This window comes from Actinomyces sp. ICM47, from assembly GCF_000278725.1.
In the GTDB taxonomy this organism is placed as follows: Bacteria; Actinomycetota; Actinomycetes; order Actinomycetales; family Actinomycetaceae; genus Pauljensenia.
In genome coordinates this window covers 26,393-45,292 of the sequence record NZ_ALCA01000098.1, presented here as the reverse complement: position 1 = coordinate 45,292, position 18,900 = coordinate 26,393, and the positions used below count along the sequence as shown (strand labels likewise).

Below are 18,900 nucleotides of genomic sequence, written 5' to 3'. Positions count from 1 at the left end.
CGCGGCAACAACGGCAATCAGCAGCCCTACTGGGCCCGACGCGCATCCAGAACGGCGTCCAGGTCGAGAGCGACGATCTGGTCGGCGACGACCTCTTCAGTGGAGCGGGCACCCACCTGGGCGGTCTGGGCGATCGGACGCGCCGGGATAGCGGCCGTGATACGCGGGATACCACGCAGGTCAGTGTCGGCGTGGACGATGCGACCGCGAATGCGATCACGCGACGCGTAGGTGGGCGCGGGGATCGGGGCAACGGTCCACGCGCGAGCAGGAGTGTCGGCAACCTCAACGGCCTCTGGCACCTCAACGTTGAACACGAGGGAGGGAACGGAACCTGTCTGGGTTGCAGGCTCGGCACCGTCAGCACGAGGAACGGACGCAGACGGAGCAGAGGCAGCGGACGACGAGGACACGCGCGGGGCGGCCACGGCCTCGTCATGAGCCTTCACGGCCTCAGCCTTGCGAGCCTGAGGGGCGGACGACACGGGTCGCCCACCGCGCACGTCGGCGCGCAGCTTCGTGAGCTGCTCGAACTCACGCTCGGACGCGCGCTGCGACCGCACGGCCGCGACGCGGGAGGTGGACAGCGACGCCACCAGCGCGGCAATCGGGACAAGGATCCAGGTCCACGCGATCGAGGTGGCAGCAATAACGATGGTAAGGATGACCGTGGACAGCGCGCAAATACCCGTCATCACCATGCGGCGACGGCCGGCAGCGATCTCGGCGGCCAGGCGAGCAGCACGGCGCGCGCGCAGCCGGGCGATGTCTCGGACAGCCTTATTGTTGCGGCGGTCAATGACGGGCCGAGTGCGTCCAGTGGCGACTGTATGCATGCTTCCTCCGCTCGTCAGTGCGCGCCGCGCCAAGATCGTTCCGGTGGCACGATCACACATGTCCAATTCTGACGCATCCATGTGAATCATGCGCAGGCTCGGGGAGAATCGGTCGATCTCACGCGACTCAACGATGGCCATTCTGCGTTCAACCAACTGCGGTACGGTCGCGAGAAGCGACACAAATACCGCTGCGATGACGAGTCCACCAATTTCCACCCTTTCAACGTAGGATGGTTAGCGAGTAGCAACTTCGCCGAAATCGGGCGTGTCGGACTCTTAAACCTAGTGGTAAGTATGAAATAAGCAATAACTGTCGCGTTCATAACACCTGCACTATGCGCATCAGCGAGACGGTGGTGATCAGCGCCGCGAACACCCCCAAGCGCCACCACAGTCACACAGTCGTCAAACAGGATAAACGCCACAGTAACGCGTCCGACAATCCTCACAATTGGTCGGTGTCGCAAGAAAACACCGCATGACTACGACGTCACCTCCACCACTCGCCCGCGCGCAGCAACCGCACGGCGTCAAGCCCGGAAAGACGCACCAACCCAGCTCAGGAAATCGCGGGACTTCCCCACCGCCGCTGCACGAGGCCCCCCTCAGGCAGCGACTCGGAGTCGATAAAGAACGCAACATGGTCGGCCCACTGGCCCGCGATGTGCATGAAACGAGGGCGCACCCCTTCCTCAATCAGGCCAAGGCCGCGGCACACGCCGAGCGAACGCTCATTCTCGGGGCGCACGCACACCTCAACCCGATGCAGGCCCAGCTCCCCCACCACCAGATCAAGGACAAGGGCCGCGCACAGGGACCCCAGCCCTCGTCCTGCCCAATTCGACACGATCCAGTAGCCCAGCATCCCCGACGACATCGCGCCCCAATGGACATTCGAAATGCTGAACTGCCCGACGAAGCGACCGTCGATTCGGACGCCAAAAATCAGGCCGGTCCCTTCGCGGTGGTCGCGATCAGCGCGACGCATGTACTGGGAGAAGGTGGGAATATGCTCGAGCGTGTCCGGGGGCAGAGTCGCCTCCCACGGGCGCAGCCAGTGCCCGTCAGCGCGGCGCACAGCATCAAGGTCGCGGTGCTCCTGGCCGCGCACGGGGCGGATGACCAGCTCCCGCGGATTCGGGCCACCCGCAGGGTCGGGGCGCAAAAACCCACGCCCCACAGGATCCGTCACGCGCAGCGTGAGCATCTCGATATCGCGCCCCCACACGCACGTGGAGCGCCGCAGCAGACACCTCATTCGAGGACCAGGCACTGCAAGGTATCCCCCACGCGCACGTTCGTCACGTCCTCGGGGACAACGGCCAGCGCGTTGGAGTCCGCGAGCGCGGAGAGCAGCAACGAGGCCGGGGTCCCCATGACGGAGGCGTTGTAGCCGGCGCGCGGGGAACCCGTGAGGCGCACGCGCACGAATTCGCGGCGACCGCGCGGGGAGTACCAGGAGCGGTCAACGACGGCTCGCACGACCGGACGGTTGACGGTGGTCCACCCCTGCATGTGGCGCAGCGCGGGGCGGACGAAGACCTCGAAGCAGACCTGCGCGGACACCGGGTCACCGGGCAGACACACGATGGGGGTGCCGGGACGCTCATCGTCGCCACCGACGGTACCCACGCCCATGATGTGGCCGGGCCAGGCGGCGACGCTATCGAAGCGGACGGTACCGAGGGCGCCGAGGACCTCGCGGACGGTGTCGCCGCTGCCGTACGAGATGCCGCCGGTCGTCAGGACGAGGTCGGCGCGCACTAGCTGGTCCTCGATCGTGTCGCGCAGGCGGCCTCGCTCGTCGGGGACGGCGGCGACGCGGAAGGTTTCGGCGCCGGCGTCAGCAACGGCCGTGGCCAGGGCGTGACCGTTGGCGTCGAAGACGGTGCCGGGGCGAGCCTCGCCTCCGGGTTCGACGATCTCGTCGCCAATGGAGATGATGACGACGCGCGGTCGTGGGTGAACGAGCACGTGGTCACGGCCCACGCCGGCCAGGAGCGCCATTTGGCGCGCGCCGATACGCGTACCGGCGCGCAGCACGGTCTCACCCTGCGCAACGTCCTCGGCGCGGCGGCGGATGTTCTCTCCGCTGGCGGGGGCGGTGCGCAGGGCGACCTGAGCGACTCCGTGGTCGGTGAACTCGAGGGAAACCACGGCCTCGGCACCCGTGGGCATGGGCGCGCCGGACGCGATACGGATCGCAGTGCCGGGCACGAGGGCGGCGGGGTCGACGGCCCCGGCGCGGATCTCCTCGGTGACGGGAAGCGTCACCGGCGTCTCCAGGGTTGCTCCCTCACAGTCGCGCACGCGCACGGCGTACCCGTCGCACGCGGACAGGTCGGCGACCGGAAGGTTGAAGGGTGCCTGCACGTCCTCCGCGAGCACGCAGCTCACTGCGTCGGCAAGCTTGACGTCGAGCGGGGGCACCGCGTGAGCGACGGCCTGGCAGTCCTGGTAGAAGTCGGCAACGCTTCGCATGGTTCTCAGTCCTCGAGCTTGGAGCGCAGGAACTCCCTGAGTTCCCCTCCAAGCGCCGGGTCCTCAAGGGCGAGCGTCACGTTTGCCTCGAGGTAGCCGAGTTTGTCCCCGGTATCGAAGCGACGCTCGTCAATGACTACACCGTACAACCCTCCACCCTGTTCTTCGGGGAGGCCGATCATACGCGCGTACCCATCTGTGAGCTGATACTCACCACCGGCACCCGGTTCGATGTTTTCGAGGGCAGTGAACACGGCCGGGTCCAGCAGGTAGCGACCGACGACGGCGTACTCGGACTTGACCTCGTCGAGCGGGGGCTTCTCGGTGACGTCGGTAATGCGCATGAGCTGGCCCTCCTCCAGGTCGACGCCCTCGGGCACAGGCAGCACCTCGACCGCGGTAGAGGCGTAGGCGGTGGCCTGCTCGGGCGTGACCTTCAGCAGGGCGACAACGCTGCCGCCCAGGGCCTCGCGGACCTGGATCATTTTGCGCAGCAGCTGCGAGCCGGGTTCCATGAGGTCGTCCGGCAGTAGGACCGCGAAGGGGGCGTCGCCCACGTGGGACTTCGCCTGGAGGATCGCGTGGCCGAGGCCGAGGGGGTGCCCCTGGCGCACGGAGTGGACGCGCGCGTACTTCTTGTACTCGTTCACGTACTCGAGGGCCTTTTCCTTGCCTGCCTTCTCGAGGTCGGCCTCGAGGCCGGGCTCAGCGTCGAAGTAGTCTTCGATGGCCTGCTTACCCGCGCGAGTGACAAACAGGACGTCTTCGATGCCAGCGTCGGTGGCCTCACGAACGATGTATTCGATCGAGGGGCGGTCAACGACGGGAAGCATCTCCTTGGGGACCGACTTCGTGATGGGCAGGAAGCGGGTTCCGCGACCGGCCGAGGGGACAACGGCGTGCACTACAGGCTGGTTTTTCTCTGACATACTGCAAGGGTAGCGAAGAAACGACCGAAGAGGGAGACGATGGCCACAAAAACAACTCTCCGCGCGGAGATTCGAGCCCGGCGCCGGGGTCGCCGAGCATTCCCCGGCACCTCGATTGGCGCACAGTCGTCAGATACTGACCAAGCTCCCCTGCTGGTACGTCACCGTGCCGAAGCGGAAGGGATCGCCTTCCAGGTGCGTGCCCTAGCCTCGTCGATGGGGTCCGTCGCCTTGCCCGCGCTCTTCGTGCCCACTCCGCTTGAGCCGGACCTGTCCCTGACGCTCGGCCTCTTTCCCCGCGCGCTTCTGCCGGTCCTCGTTGACGAGGCCGGGGTAGCTCTGAGCGGACCGCGCTGGGGACTGTGGGAGGCAGGGCAGGCGTTGGTGATGCCGGGGAGGCCTCCCGCTCAGCCATCGGGCGAGGCATTGGCGTCGGAGGCGCTGGCTCGGGCCGACCTGATTCTCGTGCCCGCGCTGGCCGGGGGCCTGGACGGGACGCGCCTGGGGCAGGGCGGCGGCTGGTACGACCGCACGCTCCCCCACCGCTGCCCCACCGCGCCGGTCGTCGCCGTCATTTTTGATGACGAGGTACTGGAACCCGGCCAGATCCCCCTTGAGGCGCACGACGTACCCATCGACGCAATCATCACACCCACACGCACGATCCGTGTCACGAGGCCCTAACAAACGCGCCAGACCACATCGATCAATCGTTTGTCACCTATCTCTCAGAGGCCCGTTATCTGCGGCATTGCAGTAACGCCGCCGCCAATTGGCGATACTGCGACGAACATTACCCCCTGCTCGCTATCGTCACGACGAAAGTCCCCCTAATGTTCTCCGTGGTAACAGCGCGCCCGCGCGGCGCCAGCCCCGGCGGCTCCCGCCCGCCACGCCGAGTTTCCTCGGCGGTTCAGACGTGTCGGCTCCGCCGACCTTTCACACAGGAGAACCCATGCTTAAGGGCTTCAAGGAATTCATCGCTCGCGGCAACGTCATCGAGCTGGCCGTCGGTGTCATCATCGGTGCCGCCTTCAAGAACATCATCGATGCCCTCGTCGACGGCATCATCAACCCGCTGATCGCCGCCGTCATCGGCAAGCCCGACTTCTCGGATGCCTTCATCCTCACCCTCAATGGCACCGACGTGAAGTTCGGCGTCCTGATCACCGCCGTCATCAACTTCCTCCTCATGGCCTTCGCGATCTACTTCTGCATCGTCGTGCCCATGAACGCCCTCAACGCCCGCCGTAAGAAGGCTGCGGACGACACCCCCAAGGAGGTCTCGGAGGAGGTCCAGCTCCTCACCGAGATCCGCGACGCCCTCGCCAAGGGCGACCGCGCCTGATTTTTCTGTCCTCTTCGCGAGGGAATGCGGGGCCGATGAACGCATCGGCCCCGCATTTTTGTATCCACCGACGTGTCCCGGCAACGAGGTTATAGAACACTACTCCGCCTGGGTCTGCACGCGGGCCGCCTGTCCCGCACGTGAACCCCCTATTCCGCACGCGGGCGGCGTTGCCCAGGCTCGGAATAGCAGGCCCACGTGCGGATGAGAAGGCCCAAACTCCACATAGCGTGTTCGCGCGCGTATCAAAGGGGATTGAGGCGCATGGTGAGAGGGGTTGTGTGCGAGCGCGCCCCGGTAGTGGGCTGCACGCGCCTCGATCTCGTGGCCCCCATGCGCACTCGGTAGCTCCCGATGGGCAGCTGGTCGCCTTCCGCCGACTACCGTGGCCACCCGTGCGCACTCGATAGCTCCCCACGCGGGCCGCCGCCACCGGGCACCGCCACCCGGACAGGTCCGGGGTTGCCCCGCGCGGGCGACCTCACCCCTAGGCGCGAGCCTGGGCGTGCGGGGGCACGTTGTCGAGTAGGCGCGCGTCGTTGGCACCGTCGCCCCGGTCGGGGGCGTCGGCCATGGAGCCGGGGCGCGTGTCTTCGGGGCGCACGCGGTCTTCCCAGGAGGGCGGCAGGCCCTCGGCGATGAGGCGCAGGTCGACCTCGGACACGAAGCGTGCGACGCGGCGACGCTTGCGCGGTGCTGGCGCCTCACTCATCGGAGGGATCCTGGTCGCCAGGCTCGGCCTCGTCGCCGGGAGCAGTGTCCTCCGAGGACGCGGCAGAGGCCTTCGGCTTGGTGCGGCGCACGACGTTGCCGAGCACCGCGTCGGACTGGAAGCCGCGGCGCGTGATGCCCAGGGCTTCGCGCAGTTCTTCTGCGGTCTCCAGGTCGGTGCGTTCGACGCCGTCGGAGCGAACCCAGGCGGCCATTTCGTCGAGCTGGTCGTCGGAGTAGGCGGCCAGTGGCAGGCCCTTGGCAATCGCGGGACGCGGGCCGCGGTTCTTCTCGGAGGCGCGTTCCTTGCGCTTGATTTCCAGCAGCATGCCGGTCGTGTCTTCGTCGGCTTTCTTGCGGCGTTTGGATTCTTCGTCGAGGCCGTCGTCCAGCATGGGCGGGCGCGGCTTGGCGGGCGCAGACGGGGTATCGTCGCCAGACTCGGAGGCGGGTTCGGTCGCAGGTGCCTGAGCGTCCTTCGCGGCGACGGGGATCGAGGCCTCAGCGGAGCCAGCACTCACCGCCGAGTCGTCCGCACCCCCGGTTGCGGACGAGGTTTCGGCCTCGTCGTCGTCAACGTGTGCAGGCACGGCGACGGCGGGCGTGTCGGAGCTGACGTTGAGTTCGTCGAGGGCGTCGAGGACGGCGTCGACGATTGTGTTGGTTTCCTTTTCCGGGTCGATGAACAGGGCCATGGACAGGGCGGTGTAGACGTGCCAGCCTTGGGCTTCGAGCCAGCGGGGGCGGGCGCGGTCGCGCACGCGCTGGCTGGGCTCGGACAGGTATTCCTCGTCGTCGGTGAGGATGGCGAGTAGGAGGCGGCCGGGCAAGGCGGGGTGTCCGATGGCCAGGGGGACACGCATGCCGCCGGGAATGCCGACGTTGGCGACGACTTCGAGGCCTCGGGAGTAGAGGTGGTCCGCCAGGTCGACGAGGAGTCGGTCGGGTTCGCCGGCGAGGACCGGCCAGGCGTCCATTCCTTCGCCCGCGTGCCCCTCGGCGATCTCAAGGAGGTCGACGAGCATCCGGGAGCCCTCGTGGTGCAACCGGTCGCGGTCGATTTCGTCGGAGCGCAGTGAGGACACGAGCGTAAGGTCGCCGCGCACGATGCGGAGGACCTCAGCGAGGGCGTCCGCACCCTTTTCGGTGGATAGGATCCCGAAGTCGTGGATGACGCGACGGTGCGGAGTTTTCGCGAAGCCGACGGACAGGATCAGGGACTCGCGCGTCAGGCCGAGGGCCTGCTGCGGGCCGATGACGACGAAAGGTTCGGGCGTTGCTGGGTCGAAGAACGAGGCCAGCCCGGGTTCCTTCGAGCGCACGGCTGCCAGGGCCTCGGAGATACGCTGGGCGTGGCGGTCGGACAGGGCGACGACAGCGAGGGACCGTTCGGGGGATTCGACGGCGTGCTCGATGACGGCGTCGACGACGGCTCGGACCTCCGCGGACGTCGATTCGATGGCGTGGGCGCCGGGGGCGGGCATGCCGGTGGCCTCGACCCAGCGCGCGGATACGGGAGCGTTCGCGGCGGTCCACGGAACGGGGATGCCGGCGTGCTCGTAGCCGTAGCGAGCGAGGAGCAGCGCGACCTGATCGTTGAGGCGGCGCGGGCCGGGGTCGACGCGCAGGGTAGGCAGGACGTCGGCGAGCGCGCGAGTGGCACCGCCTTCGGAGGCGGCGGCGAGGTCGTCGATAACGACCAGCTGGTGGCCGCGCGCGATGATGGGCACAAGTTCGGCGAGGGGCAGGCCGTCTGCGCCGTCGAGCACGACGATGTCGACGGTACGCCCGGTGGGTGCGAGCATGGGCACCATGGCGGGGACCGTCATGAGGACGGGCAGGAGGTGGCGCACGAGCGGGTAGGCGATGAGCAGCTCGAGGTCGGAGGGCGCGCCCCCGTCTTCGAGGAGTTCGCGCAGTTCCTCGTATTGCCTGGGGCGCGCGGCGAGGGCGTTCGCGCGGATCCTACGCACGCCGGTGATGGCCTGCGGGATGAGCGACGCGACCTGGGCTTCGTCGAGCTCGCGGCCTTCGCGGGCGAGGTCTTCAAGGGAAGTAGGGTCGACGCCGCCGAGGGCGGGCTGGGAGGCCAGCATGGAGCGCAGCAGGGAGGCCCACCAGGCCAGGTCGAGTTCGGTGTCGATCTGGGATTCGTCGACGCGTCGGTCGGCGAGGTCCTGGGCAAGGGCGTCGAGGCCGTGGGCTGCCAGGCGCGAACGCATCTCGAGGCGGGCGGGGATCTCGCGGGCGGCGCTCGTGTCGCCGGCCCAGCGTTCAATGAGGGTGGACAGGCGCTGCACGTGGGTGGCGACCAGGTCCGGTTCTTCGTCCACGAACACGGGGGCGATGGCGTCGAGGTCGTCGCGCACAGAGTCGGTCAGGGCTGAGATTTCGCCGATTTTGGCGGGCAGGATCGGCCAGGAGTCGTCGCCGCACACGGCGCACCAGGCGTCGCGGCGTTCTTGAACGCGGATGAGAGCACGGTGCAGGTCGGGCACGTGGACGCCGGGGCGGACGAGGTCTTGGGCCTGTTTGACCAGGCGAGTGCGCTCGGCTCGGCTCATGGCAATGCCGTGGTCCTTGCGCCACTGCTTGGGGGCGGTAGCGATCACCATGTCAGCGGCGCTGCGTTCGAACACGCGGGGCTTGAAGACGTCGAGGACGTCGGCGATTCCGTCGAACATGGCGAGCTGGCGATCCCACTGGGCGAGGGTGCCCGCGGGCTTGATACCGGCCTCGCCAGCGACGGAGGAAATGTAGACAAGCAGCTCGGGCAGCGTTTGGGACAGGCGGTTGACGCGCGTGAGGGCGTCGGAGGCCTGTTCGTCGGAGGTCAGGATGGCCTTTGCCCAGGCGGAGGATGCACCCCTCGTCAGGCGTCCGGAGGCGATGGCCTCGCGGAGGAGGGCGCGGGCGGACTTGCCCTGGTCCATGGCGATCTCAAAGAGGGTCTGATCAGACAGGCGGACGCGGGTCGTGGGTGCGCCCTCGCTGCTGGTGAGGTCGGTGAGCGCACGCAGGGCATCGGCCGCGCATACGCCGAAGCGTCCGTAGGGTTCGTGCAGGGCCTTCGCGTAGGAACTCAGCGAGGAACGCACGTGGCGCAGGCGGGCGCGCATCGCGTCGACGCTCACCTGGTCGACGACGGGAGCCATGTCGTCCATTGCTTCCTTGACGCGCGGGGCAAGGCTGCGCCGCGCGTCGGAGTATCCGTCGATGTTGGCGATGACGTCGGACAGGCCCAGGTCGGCTAGACGCGAGTAGGCGGCAATCGAGCGCGAGGGCGCGGTGGACACGTGCAGGACGGAATGCCCGGTGGCAGCCGCGTCCGCGAGGATGGCGGCGACGATGGAGGCGTCGTCGGCGTATGCGGGCACGTCGATAAGGACGCTGCGGCCATCGGATGCGGCCTCGACTGCGTCCTGCTGAGTGGGGAGCAGGTCGCCGATCCCCTTTTCGGCCCACGGGTCGCGGTCGCCGGGATTGCGCGTGAGCGGCGTGGCGGTCAGCTCTCGGCGAGCGTCCTGGTCACCCGCGAGCGCGCGGATAACCGCGGAGTCAGCCAGGGCCTCGACGTCGGTGTCGAGGCTGGCGGCGAGGGGGCCGGCGGGGTGGATGAAGAGACCGACGACTAGTTCGTCGCGCAGCTCAAAGCGGTTGAGGACGCTGCATGCCTGGCGCAAGGCGCTCATGGCCTGCGAGGAGGAGAACCCGTGGTGTCCGCTGGCCTGGGCGAGAATATTGCGTCCGTCGATGTCTTCTCCGGCCGCGCGCAGGGCGTTTTCAAGTTCGGGTGCAAGGAGGGCACCGTGCCCCACGGCGATGAGGACGTCGTCGTTGCGGCGCACGAGGCGTACGGGGCGCAGCAGGGCGGGCACGGTGATGAGTTCGGTGCCGTGGCGCCACGTGGCGGTTCCAATAGCCAGGTGGATCGGGCCGGTTCCGTGGCTGGCGGCGCGTTTCTCAGAGCGGGCGATGATCGCGCGGGCGCGGTCGAGCGCGCGGCCCAGGGCGATGGGTTCGCGGATAAGCAGGCTCAGGCGGACGGGGTGCTCGGTGAAGAGCTGGGCGAGGCCGCCGGGGTGGGCCTCGGTGAGCGAGAGGGTCGGCAGGTTTTTGCTGTCAGCAGCGATGGTCTCCTCGAGTCGTGTGCGCCACGCGGAGCGCGCCTGACCGACAAGGGTGGTCGGGTGCGTCGACGTGGACGAGGCTTCGGGGGCCTCGGGCTCGGGGGCGGAACGGCGCGAAAAGATACTAGGAACCACGATTCAACCCTACGGCAGCACCGCCTTATTGTGTGACGCGGCGCGCCCGGATGAGGTCGACAACGGAAATGGTCACAACAGCACTGACGATGAGGGCCATGCCGACGATGTCGGCACCCGTGTAGGAGCTTCCCATGATGAGGGCGGAGAACACGGTCGCCGCGATGGGTTCGGCGCAGCCGACGAGGCTGGCGCGCACGGGTCCGATACGGTCGACGCCCCACAGGAAGGCGGTGAAGGCGACGGCGGTGCCCAGCACGACGGTGATTGTCATGGCGAGGATGACGTCGGGCGTCCATGTGATCGAGTAACGCCAGACTCGCCCGACGAGGCCGACCCCGGCTCCAGCGATGACCAGGCCGTAGCCGACGACGAGTTCGGCACCGTATACGGCGATGAGGCGGGCGGGTAGCAGCGTGTAGGTTGCCAGGGTGAGGGCGGCGACGCCACCCCACGCGAGGGTCACGGGGGTCAGGGCGAGGGTACCTGGGGTGCCGTGCGTGGACAGTAGGAACGTGCCGGTCAGTGCCAGGATCATGGCGATCAGTTCGGAGGTACGCGGCCAGCGCCGGTGGCTCAGGCATACCCACACGACGATGAGGATGAGGCCCAGGTATTCCAGGACGGTGCCGGTGCCGGCGTTGGAGGCGCGGATGACGCCCATGTAGCTGAGTTGGCAGGCCGCCAGGCCGAAGATGGCGTAGGAGATGAGTGGGGGCCAGTTACGCCTCGTTGTCACCAGTTCGCGGTGTTGGGTGGTGATCCTGCGCGAGCGGGCGAGCGCACAGCCGAGGGTGAGGATGCCGGCCGTAAACATGCGGAAGAAGCTGACGAGGGTCAGTTCGACGCCGTGGGACGTCATCAGATAGTGGGCGGAGACCCCGGAAGCGCCCCAGCACAGCGCGGCCACGACGGTCACGATATATCCGATGGCGTTACGCATGAGGTCCCCTCACAGTGCCCCCGAGACGATTCGAACGTCCGACACCCGCTTTAGGAGAGCGGTGCTCTATCCCCTGAGCTACGAGGGCGTGACACTTTGTCCGGGCCAACTCTAGCAAAGTGGGTGCCCGCCCGTCGCGTCACCCCGCCCACGAACGAGACTCTGGGGGCGGGGATATTGAGCACACACGGACGAGGCCGGGGTGAGCGCGTGGGGTCCCCCGGCCTCGTCCGCGGTGAGGAGTTAGCGCCGCTCCCACTCCGTGTGCACCGCCGTGGTGCCTTCGCCCAGGTGGGCGGAGGGTACGACCATGACGGGGCAGGTCGAGTGGTGCAGGACGGTCTGCGAGGTCGAGCCGAGGAGCACGCCAGCCAGGCCGCCGCGCCCGCGGGTGCCCACGACGACGAGGTCGACTGCGGTCGAGAACTCGATGAGTAGCGAGGCCGCGGAACCGTCGAGGGCGTGGCGCGACACGTGCACGTCGCGCCCGTCCAGGGCGGCGTCGATGGCGGCGTCCATACCCTGACGAACCTGGGTGAGGAGGGCGGAGTGGTCGACGCCCGTCGGGGTCCACGCCATGACGGAGGGACCCGCGGCGATGGGGACGGCCGAGACGGCCGTCAGGCGGGCACCCCACAGATCGGTCTCGCTGATCGCGCGCTTGAGGGCGCAGGACGGCTGGTCGGTTCCGTCAATGCCGACGACGATGCGTTCGATGGGCGTGAATTTCTTGCCCGAGGTGTGGCGAGGCACCACGACGACCGGGCACTTGGCGTGCGCGGGCAGCGCAGAGGAGACGGTACCGAGGAGACGATCCGCAAAGCCACCGCCTCCGCGAGAGCCGACGACGATCATGTCGACCTCAGCGGAGAAATCGATGAGGACGCCTGCGGGGTCGCCCGGCTCGGTCGAACCGGACACGTGCGCGGCTCCACGCTCGCGAGCCACGGCCTTCGCTTCCTCAACAACTTGCTCGGCACCCGCTTTGAGCGCCTCGTCGTCGAGAACGGCGTACCCACCGTCGAGGGCGGCGGCAGAGTAGGAAGCCAGCGCGTAGGTGCACAGGCAATGGATGCGCGCTCCGGTGCGCGCGCCGCGATCAGCGGCCCATGTGACGGCGGCAAGGCTCTCCTTCGAGCCATCGACACCGACCAGAATGACTTCGGTGGAACTCATCATGTCCTCCTCGTGGTGGCAGTCACTTATATTGTGCCGCATTTTGACGGTGGGCGAAAGCCCAAGTGGAGGAAGATAAAACAATCGCCGCAACCCCCTCGGGGCTGCGGCGATTGCCTATCGTTCAAACGGCTCAGTAGCGCACGTAGGTCGCGCCGCCGCGAACCGGCGAAACCTTCGAATTGTAGCCGGGCATAGTCGCCTCAACCATCTGACCGCCGCCGATGTAGATGGCGACGTGGCCGGGGTAGGCCACGATGTCGCCGGGCTGCGGGTTGGACACGATGGTGCCGCCAGCGGCCTGAGCGGACGAGGAGTGCGGCAGGTTGATGCCGGCAGCCGCGTAGGCGTACTTGACCAGGCCGGAGCAGTCCAGGCCGGCGAGGGTCTCGCCACCGTAGACGTAGGGAATGCCGGTCAGGCCGAGGGCGACGGAGACGATGTCCGATCCAGCGGCGTTGACGGCGGCCTGACGGGCCGAGGTATCCGAAGACGCGGTGGACATCTCGCCGCGGGACTCGGAACGCGAGGCAGCGCCATCAGAGGCGTTCGCGTCGGTCTCATCGGCGGGAGCTGCCTCCGGCTCGGGGGCTGCGGGGGCCTCGGCGGTGACGGACTCGGCGATGCCATCCTCGGCGGTCCACGCGATATCCGGAACCTCAACCGTGGTGACGTCGTCGACGGCAATGGTCGTGGTGTTCAGGTCCGCGCTCTGCGGCTCGGACTGGGGGGTGGCCGGCGCGGCGTTTGCAACACCGGCAGCAATAGCGGTCAGCGCAACACCGGCGGCCGATGCGAAGGCGATCGGGCGAGCGGCGTTCATAGGGGTGACCCCCTCGACCACAGCAGCGGCGATGGGGCGACGTGCCTGGCGGTGACGCGGAGCAGGCTTAGAAGTCTTCACTCGTTTTCTCCCTGTTTCCCTGCGAGGTTAGCTGTCGGGTTCGGGCGGGAGGCCCGGCTCGGCATGCGAGCTTCACCCCTAGGCTACGAGGAGCCGATGATGGGTTCCCCGCGTGAGACGCTTTTTCCGCGTCATCCGTTGTCTCACTTCGGGTACCGGATGAGCGGTTGGTCTGATGACCGGTTCTCACTATACCCTGCACAGGCGGTCAGTGTCACGTTCCTATAACACCTCAATCCTCGACCGTTACCATTTCGTGACATTTATGCCGCGCAACAACAGGAAAAACTCAGCCAATCACCGACTCATCACACTCATTCCACCATCCGAGATGCCCTCGATTCTGGGCATAACGAAGGCCGAGACCCCACACGGACCCCGGCCTCGTTACGGTCGCGCTTAGTCACCGCGAACGAACAGGTGAGCGGCCAGTGCCATCGGGATCGTCAGATACCCGCTGACCTCCCCCACCTCGTCCAGCGCCGCTACCCGCACGATGTCACCGTGCGCAGACAGACCCACGCGCGCGCCCGGGCGCAGTCCCAGCTCACCGAAGGAAGCCAGCAGATCGGCCTGGGCCTGGATCGGCTCGCCGATACGCGCCAGGGTCAGCGCACCCGACTCGAAGGAACGCACTGCGAGCTCCGCGGATTGCAGACGCCCACTCTCACCCACGCCGGGCAGCGGGTTACCGTAGGGGTCCACGCTCGGGTCGTGCAGCAGCTCCACCAGGCGCGCTTCAACGGCGTCGCTCATGACGTGCTCCCAGCGGCAGGCCTCGTCGTGAACCTGTGCCCACTCCATGCCAATCACGTCGAGAAGCAGACGCTCAGCCAGGCGGTGCTTGCGCAGCACCTCGGTCGCGCGGCTGCGACCCTCCTCGGTCAGCTCGAGGCGCCGATCCCCCATCACGTGCAGCAGGCCGTCACGCTCCATGCGGGCGACCGTCTGCGACACCGTCGGCCCCGAATGGCCCAAGCGGTCCACGATGCGGGCGCGCAGGGGCGTCACCCCGTCCTCTTCCAACTCGAGAATGGTCTTGAGATACATCTCGGTGGTGTCGATCAGGTCTGCCACGGCATCCTCCTTTGACGGCTACGAACTAACAACAGGATAGGTTGACCTTCCTTTTCTTGGAAGCAAACGACACAATGACGCGAAAAAGTGCGCGTGCCCACGTGTGCTTCTTCACGCTAATTCGATTAATGAGCATGATGGAAATAGCGTGCCAAGGCGGGTTACGCTGTGTTCATGGTGGTTTTCCCCGACATTGACCCGGTCCTCTTGCCCGCCGACGGTCGCTTCGGTTGCGGTCCCTCGAAAGTGCGCCCCGACCAGCTTCAGGCGCTCTTCACACCCCTCCTCATGGGCACCTCCCACCGCGCAGCGCCCGTGCGACACGTCGTCGCTTCCTTCAAGGACGGGCTGCGCTCCCTCCTGAGCGTCCCCGAGGGCTACGAGATCGTGCTCGGTAACGGCGGTGCCTCCGCCTTCTGGGATGTGGCCTGCGCGTGCCTCATGGACTCGCGCGCGGCCTTCGGTTCCTGGGGAGCATTCGGCGCAAAGTTCGCCTTGGAAGCGGAACGTGCGCCGCACCTGCGCACGCCCCTCATCGACGAGGCCGAGGCTGGCTCCCTGGTCACGCTCACACCGCGCGATGCCGCGGAGGGCGTCGATGTCTACGCCTACCCGCACAACGAGACCTCAACGGGCGTGGCCTCCCCCGTCTACCGGGTCGACGCACCCGGAGCGCTCACTCTCGTCGATGGCACGTCGATTGCGGGTGCCGCGCCCGTGGACCTCACCGGAGTCGACGCCTACTACTTCTCTCTGCAAAAGGCCCTCGGGTCGGACGGCGGCCTGTGGGTCGCTGTTCTCTCCCCCGCCGCCATCGAGCGCGCCCGGCGCATCGAGGCTGCCCCCCAAGGCCGTTGGATCCCGCAGTTCCTGTCGCTGTCTGCCGCGATTGATAACTCGCGCAAGGACCAGACGCTCAACACACCCGCGGTCGCGACCATCATCATGGCGCAGCGTCAGGTCGCGTGGCTCAACGAACGCGGCGGGATGGATGCCGTCGCCGCCCACTGCGCCCAGGCCTCGTCCCTCATCTACGACTGGGCGACCGCGCACCCGGTGCTCTCCCCCTTCGTCACCGAGGAGGCGTGGCGTTCCCCCGTCACCGCGACGATCGAGATCAACGCCGACGTGAAGGCCACAGACCTGGCGGCACACCTGCGCGCCCACGAGATCGTAGACATCGGCGCCTACCGCGGCGTGGGCGCGAACCAGCTGCGCATCGGTACCTGGCCCAGCGTCGAGATCGGCGACGTCGAAGCCCTCCTGGAGTGCATCGACTACTGCCTGGAGCGGGTCCTCTAAGCGCCTCGCGCCGCCGCGCGGTCCCCGACTCTCAGCTCGGGTCGACCGAGCGGCGCGGTGCGTCCGCAGAGGAGCCACCCTCCACGCCCACCCATGGGAAAGAGGGACGAACCGCGACGCGCCCCTTCCAGTGGATCATCGCCCACGCACCGCAGATGAGCGCGATACCCAGGGAGGCGATCCCGCCCACCAGGATCGCCCAGCGAGCTCCAAATACCGCGCCCACACGGCCAATAATCGGCGATCCAATCGGCGTCGCGCCCAGGTACACAAGCGAGTACATCGCCATGACACGCCCACGCATCTCCTGATCCGTACGCGTCTGCATGAGGGCGTTTGCACTCGTGTTCATCGTCAGCATCCCAAAACCCGTCGGGATCGACAGGAGAGCGAACCACCAGTACGAGGGGGACAGACCCAGCAGGATCTCGGCGCACCCGTAGAAGGCGGCACCCAGGATGATCGTGCGCAGGCGAGGGATACGGCGTGCAGCACCCGTCGCCCCCAGAATCGAGCCGAAAGCCATGAACGAGGAGAGTATCCCGAAGGAGCCGGCCGTCTTGCCAAACACGGTGGTCGCCATGAGCGCGCTGGTCATCTGGAAGTTCATACCCAGGGCGCTCACGATGGCAATCAGCACGAGGATGATAAGGATGTCCGTACGCCGACGGACGTAGGCTACGGCTTCGCGCAGCTGGCCGCGGGCACGCGGCACAAGCGTGCGCGGGTAGAGGCGGTCGCCGCGCATGAGCATCAGCGCGATGACGGGGGCGGCGAACATACCGGCGTCAATAAGGAAGACGGGACCCACCCCCCACCAGTCGATGAACAAGCCCGCGGAAGCCGGGCCAATGAGACGCGCCGCGTGGAACGCCGTGGAGTTCAGAGCGACAGCGTTCGCCATTTTGTCAAGCGGAACAAGCTCGCCGACGAAGGCCTGACGCGCGGGGGTATCCATCGCGGAGATCGTTCCCGAGACAAACGCCAGGACATACTGATGCCACAGCTGCCCCGTTCCCGTCAGGACGACGAGGCCCATGATAAGAGAGACAACGCCGATGCCAGTCTGCGTGCACTGTAGGAGACGCCGCCCCGGGATACGGTCCGCGAGCACGCCCGCCCACGCGGAGAACAGGATAATCGGCAGGAACTGCAAGGCGGTTACGATGCCGACCTGCGAGGAATCGTGGTCGGTGAGGACCGTGAGCACGTACCAGTCTTGAGCCACGCGCTGTAGCCACGTGCCCGTCGATGCAATCAACGTTGCGGCGAACCAGTACCGATAGTTGACATAGCGCAACGATGCAAACGTAGCCGACATGTCTGTCCTCCTCATCCTGTGCCCCTCCACGAACGAGGCCTGGGCGAAGCGCGCGGTCCTCGTTCGTACGCGTTCTTTCAGAATACGACTGCCCCGCCGCAGCGACGCTGCGACGGGGCGACAAGTACGCGATAGGTGAGCAATCAGGCGACGCCGAAGAGACGCTGGATCGGACCCATCAGGAAGTAGATGATGAACAGGACGGAGACCAGCCACATGAGCGGGTGAACCGTGCGAGCCTTGCCCTTGACGAGCTGGATGAGCGCGTAGGTCACGAAGCCCACGCCGATGCCGACGGACACTGAGTAGCCGAAAGGCATGAAGGCCATCGTCATGAAGGACGGGATGGCGACCTCGGCGGACTTCCAGTCGATGTCAGTCACCTGGGTCATCATGAGGAAGCCGACGAACACGAGGGCCGTGGAAGCGGCCTCGGTCGGGACCAGCTCGACGAGCGGAGCCAGGAAGGTCGAGAGCAGGAAGAGGACGCCGGTGACCACGGAGGCCAGGCCGGTGCGCGCGCCCTCGGCGACGCCCGAGGCGGACTCGACGTAGGAGGTGTTCGAGGAGACGCCGCCGAGGCCGCCGGCCACGGCAGCCAGGGAGTCGATGATCAGGATCTGGCGCGTCTTGGGCGGGTTGCCATCCTCATCAAGCAGGTTGCCTTCGGCACCGACAGCAACCATGGTGCCCATCGTGTCGAAGAAATCGGCGAGCATGAGGGAGAAGACCAGGAGGATCACGGAGACAACGCCGAGCTTGCCGAAGCCGCCGAAAAGGTCAACCTTGCCAAGGGTGTCGAAGACGGGGACCGCAATCGGGGATCCCTTGAGCTCCGGAACGGTCTGCCCCCAACCGGTCGGGTTCGTGTCGGAGATCCGATCGATGTGCGCGAATGCCTGGACGATCACCGCGAGGACCGTGGCTGAGATGATCGAGATGAGGACAGCGCCCTGCACGCCCCGCACGTACAGGATGATCATGAGGAACAGGCCGAAGACGAAGACCAGGGCAGGCCAGCCATCGAGCGAACCCGAGATGCCGAACTGAACGGGTGTCGCACCCGTGCGCACAATACCGGCGTTGACCAGGCCGATGAGGGCCACAAAGAGGCCCAGGCCGAGCGTGATTGCGGTCTTGAGGGCGGCGGGGACGGCACGGAACACTGCCTCGCGGAAGCCCGTGAGGACCAGCAGGAAGATGAGGATACCTTCCCACGCGATAATGCCCATGGCCTCGCCGTAGCTCAGGCCCGCACCGAGGACCAGGGTGAAGGCGACCACCGCGTTCAGGCCGAGGCCGGCTGCGAGCGCCAGCGGGTAGTTCGCAACAACGCCCATGAGGATCGTCATGACGCCTGCGACCAGCGCGGTGCCTGCGGCGATACCCTGGGTGGTGATGGATCCGTCGTCGGGAATAGCGTTGCTCAGGATCGCCGGGTTAACGACCAGAATGTAAGCCATCGCGAAGAAGGTGACGATCCCGCCGCGGATTTCATGACCGATGGTCGAGCCGCGCTTGGAGATCTGGAAGAACGAATCAAGTGACTGTGTGAAGCCGCCGCGGGAAGGGGCGGTCTTTTCTTGGGTGTTCACTGGTCAATC

General features: G+C 66.9%; 15 protein-coding genes, 1 tRNA gene and 1 riboswitch. Of the genes, 3 read left to right on the top strand and 13 right to left on the bottom strand.

All coding sequences use genetic code 11. The features are described from left to right. Positions 1–26 precede the first annotated feature (26 nt). The 4 genes from HMPREF1136_RS06645 to HMPREF1136_RS06630 all read right to left on the bottom strand — a co-directional run bounded on the left by HMPREF1136_RS06645 (position 27) and on the right by HMPREF1136_RS06630 (position 4,249). Entirely contained in the window at positions 27–1,055 is a 1,029-nt protein-coding gene (locus tag HMPREF1136_RS06645; RefSeq protein WP_034505233.1) for a hypothetical protein, read from the bottom strand. A gap of 343 nt (positions 1,056–1,398) precedes the next feature. Then, the gene (locus HMPREF1136_RS06640) at positions 1,399–2,097 is read right to left on the bottom strand and encodes a GNAT family N-acetyltransferase (RefSeq protein WP_034505231.1); all 699 of its coding nucleotides are present in this window, start codon (positions 2,095–2,097) and stop codon (positions 1,399–1,401) included. Beyond that, positions 2,094–3,320, bottom strand: a complete 1,227-nt coding sequence (locus HMPREF1136_RS06635; protein WP_009648568.1) for a molybdopterin molybdotransferase MoeA — start codon at positions 3,318–3,320, stop codon at positions 2,094–2,096. Before HMPREF1136_RS06635 ends, HMPREF1136_RS06640 begins: the two co-directional genes overlap by 4 nt. 5 nt (positions 3,321–3,325) lie before the next feature. Beyond that, complete coding sequence (locus HMPREF1136_RS06630) at positions 3,326–4,249, bottom strand: UTP--glucose-1-phosphate uridylyltransferase (RefSeq protein WP_198002824.1); 924 nt, start codon at positions 4,247–4,249, stop codon at positions 3,326–3,328. A 39-nt stretch (positions 4,250–4,288) separates the two neighbouring features. On the opposite strand from HMPREF1136_RS06630, the gene HMPREF1136_RS06625 reads away from it, so the two are divergent. Further along, positions 4,289–4,933 (top strand): 5-formyltetrahydrofolate cyclo-ligase, encoded by a 645-nt coding sequence (locus HMPREF1136_RS06625; RefSeq protein ID WP_083836262.1) that lies wholly within the window; start codon positions 4,289–4,291, stop codon positions 4,931–4,933. 271 nt (positions 4,934–5,204) lie between these two features. Beyond that, positions 5,205–5,597 carry a large conductance mechanosensitive channel protein MscL gene (gene mscL / locus HMPREF1136_RS06620; RefSeq protein WP_009648549.1) on the top strand — a complete coding sequence of 131 codons (393 nt, stop codon included), beginning with the start codon at positions 5,205–5,207 and terminating at the stop codon, positions 5,595–5,597. Between the two features lie 487 nt (positions 5,598–6,084). Here mscL and HMPREF1136_RS06615 read toward each other — a convergent pair whose 3' ends face one another. From HMPREF1136_RS06615 to HMPREF1136_RS06585, 7 genes are all read right to left on the bottom strand, one after another. Continuing rightward, positions 6,085–6,309, bottom strand: a complete 225-nt coding sequence (locus tag HMPREF1136_RS06615) for a hypothetical protein (RefSeq protein WP_009648553.1) — start codon at positions 6,307–6,309, stop codon at positions 6,085–6,087. Next, positions 6,302–10,573: a hypothetical protein gene (locus tag HMPREF1136_RS06610; protein WP_009648551.1), complete on the bottom strand. Its 4,272-nt coding sequence runs from the start codon at positions 10,571–10,573 to the stop codon at positions 6,302–6,304. Before HMPREF1136_RS06610 ends, HMPREF1136_RS06615 begins: the two co-directional genes overlap by 8 nt. 25 nt (positions 10,574–10,598) lie before the next feature. Continuing rightward, complete coding sequence (locus HMPREF1136_RS06605; RefSeq protein WP_009648540.1) at positions 10,599–11,516, bottom strand: DMT family transporter; 918 nt, start codon at positions 11,514–11,516, stop codon at positions 10,599–10,601. 15 nt (positions 11,517–11,531) lie between these two features. Continuing rightward, positions 11,532–11,604, bottom strand: a tRNA-Arg gene (locus tag HMPREF1136_RS06600). A 155-nt stretch (positions 11,605–11,759) separates the two neighbouring features. After that, positions 11,760–12,692 carry a universal stress protein gene (locus tag HMPREF1136_RS06595; RefSeq protein WP_034505241.1) on the bottom strand — a complete coding sequence of 311 codons (933 nt, stop codon included), beginning with the start codon at positions 12,690–12,692 and terminating at the stop codon, positions 11,760–11,762. 133 nt (positions 12,693–12,825) lie between these two features. After that, a complete protein-coding gene (locus tag HMPREF1136_RS06590; RefSeq protein ID WP_009648560.1) occupies positions 12,826–13,596 on the bottom strand; it encodes a C40 family peptidase in 771 nt (256 codons plus the stop codon). Positions 13,597–13,598: 2 nt separating this feature from the next. Next, a riboswitch (cyclic di-AMP (ydaO/yuaA leader) is annotated at positions 13,599–13,737 on the bottom strand. Positions 13,738–13,995: 258 nt separating this feature from the next. Further along, a complete protein-coding gene (locus tag HMPREF1136_RS06585) occupies positions 13,996–14,673 on the bottom strand; it encodes a metal-dependent transcriptional regulator (protein ID WP_009648562.1) in 678 nt (225 codons plus the stop codon). A 174-nt stretch (positions 14,674–14,847) separates the two neighbouring features. On the opposite strand from HMPREF1136_RS06585, the gene serC reads away from it, so the two are divergent. Then, positions 14,848–15,975: a phosphoserine transaminase gene (gene serC / locus HMPREF1136_RS06580; RefSeq protein WP_034505237.1), complete on the top strand. Its 1,128-nt coding sequence runs from the start codon at positions 14,848–14,850 to the stop codon at positions 15,973–15,975. 31 nt (positions 15,976–16,006) lie between these two features. On the opposite strand, the gene HMPREF1136_RS06575 is transcribed toward serC, so the two are convergent. Together HMPREF1136_RS06575 and HMPREF1136_RS06570 are read right to left on the bottom strand one after the other, a co-directional pair. Further along, a complete protein-coding gene (locus HMPREF1136_RS06575; protein ID WP_009648552.1) occupies positions 16,007–17,296 on the bottom strand; it encodes an MFS transporter in 1,290 nt (429 codons plus the stop codon). Positions 17,297–17,439: 143 nt separating this feature from the next. Then, a complete protein-coding gene (locus tag HMPREF1136_RS06570; protein ID WP_009648572.1) occupies positions 17,440–18,891 on the bottom strand; it encodes an NCS2 family permease in 1,452 nt (483 codons plus the stop codon). Positions 18,892–18,900: the final 9 nt, after the last annotated feature.

Coding starts and splice junctions, on each gene's coding strand:
- HMPREF1136_RS06630 (WP_198002824.1), bottom strand. CDS start 4,249: ATGTCAGAGAAAAACCAGCCTGTAGTGCACGCCGTTGTCCCCTCGGCC.
- HMPREF1136_RS06635 (WP_009648568.1), bottom strand. CDS start 3,320: ATGCGAAGCGTTGCCGACTTCTACCAGGACTGCCAGGCCGTCGCTCAC.
- HMPREF1136_RS06595 (WP_034505241.1), bottom strand. CDS start 12,692: ATGAGTTCCACCGAAGTCATTCTGGTCGGTGTCGATGGCTCGAAGGAG.
- mscL (WP_009648549.1), top strand. CDS start 5,205: ATGCTTAAGGGCTTCAAGGAATTCATCGCTCGCGGCAACGTCATCGAG.
- HMPREF1136_RS06615 (WP_009648553.1), bottom strand. CDS start 6,309: ATGAGTGAGGCGCCAGCACCGCGCAAGCGTCGCCGCGTCGCACGCTTC.
- HMPREF1136_RS06625 (WP_083836262.1), top strand. CDS start 4,289: ATGGCCACAAAAACAACTCTCCGCGCGGAGATTCGAGCCCGGCGCCGG.
- HMPREF1136_RS06605 (WP_009648540.1), bottom strand. CDS start 11,516: ATGCGTAACGCCATCGGATATATCGTGACCGTCGTGGCCGCGCTGTGC.
- HMPREF1136_RS06575 (WP_009648552.1), bottom strand. CDS start 17,296: ATGTCGGCTACGTTTGCATCGTTGCGCTATGTCAACTATCGGTACTGG.
- HMPREF1136_RS06640 (WP_034505231.1), bottom strand. CDS start 2,097: ATGAGGTGTCTGCTGCGGCGCTCCACGTGCGTGTGGGGGCGCGATATC.
- serC (WP_034505237.1), top strand. CDS start 14,848: ATGGTGGTTTTCCCCGACATTGACCCGGTCCTCTTGCCCGCCGACGGT.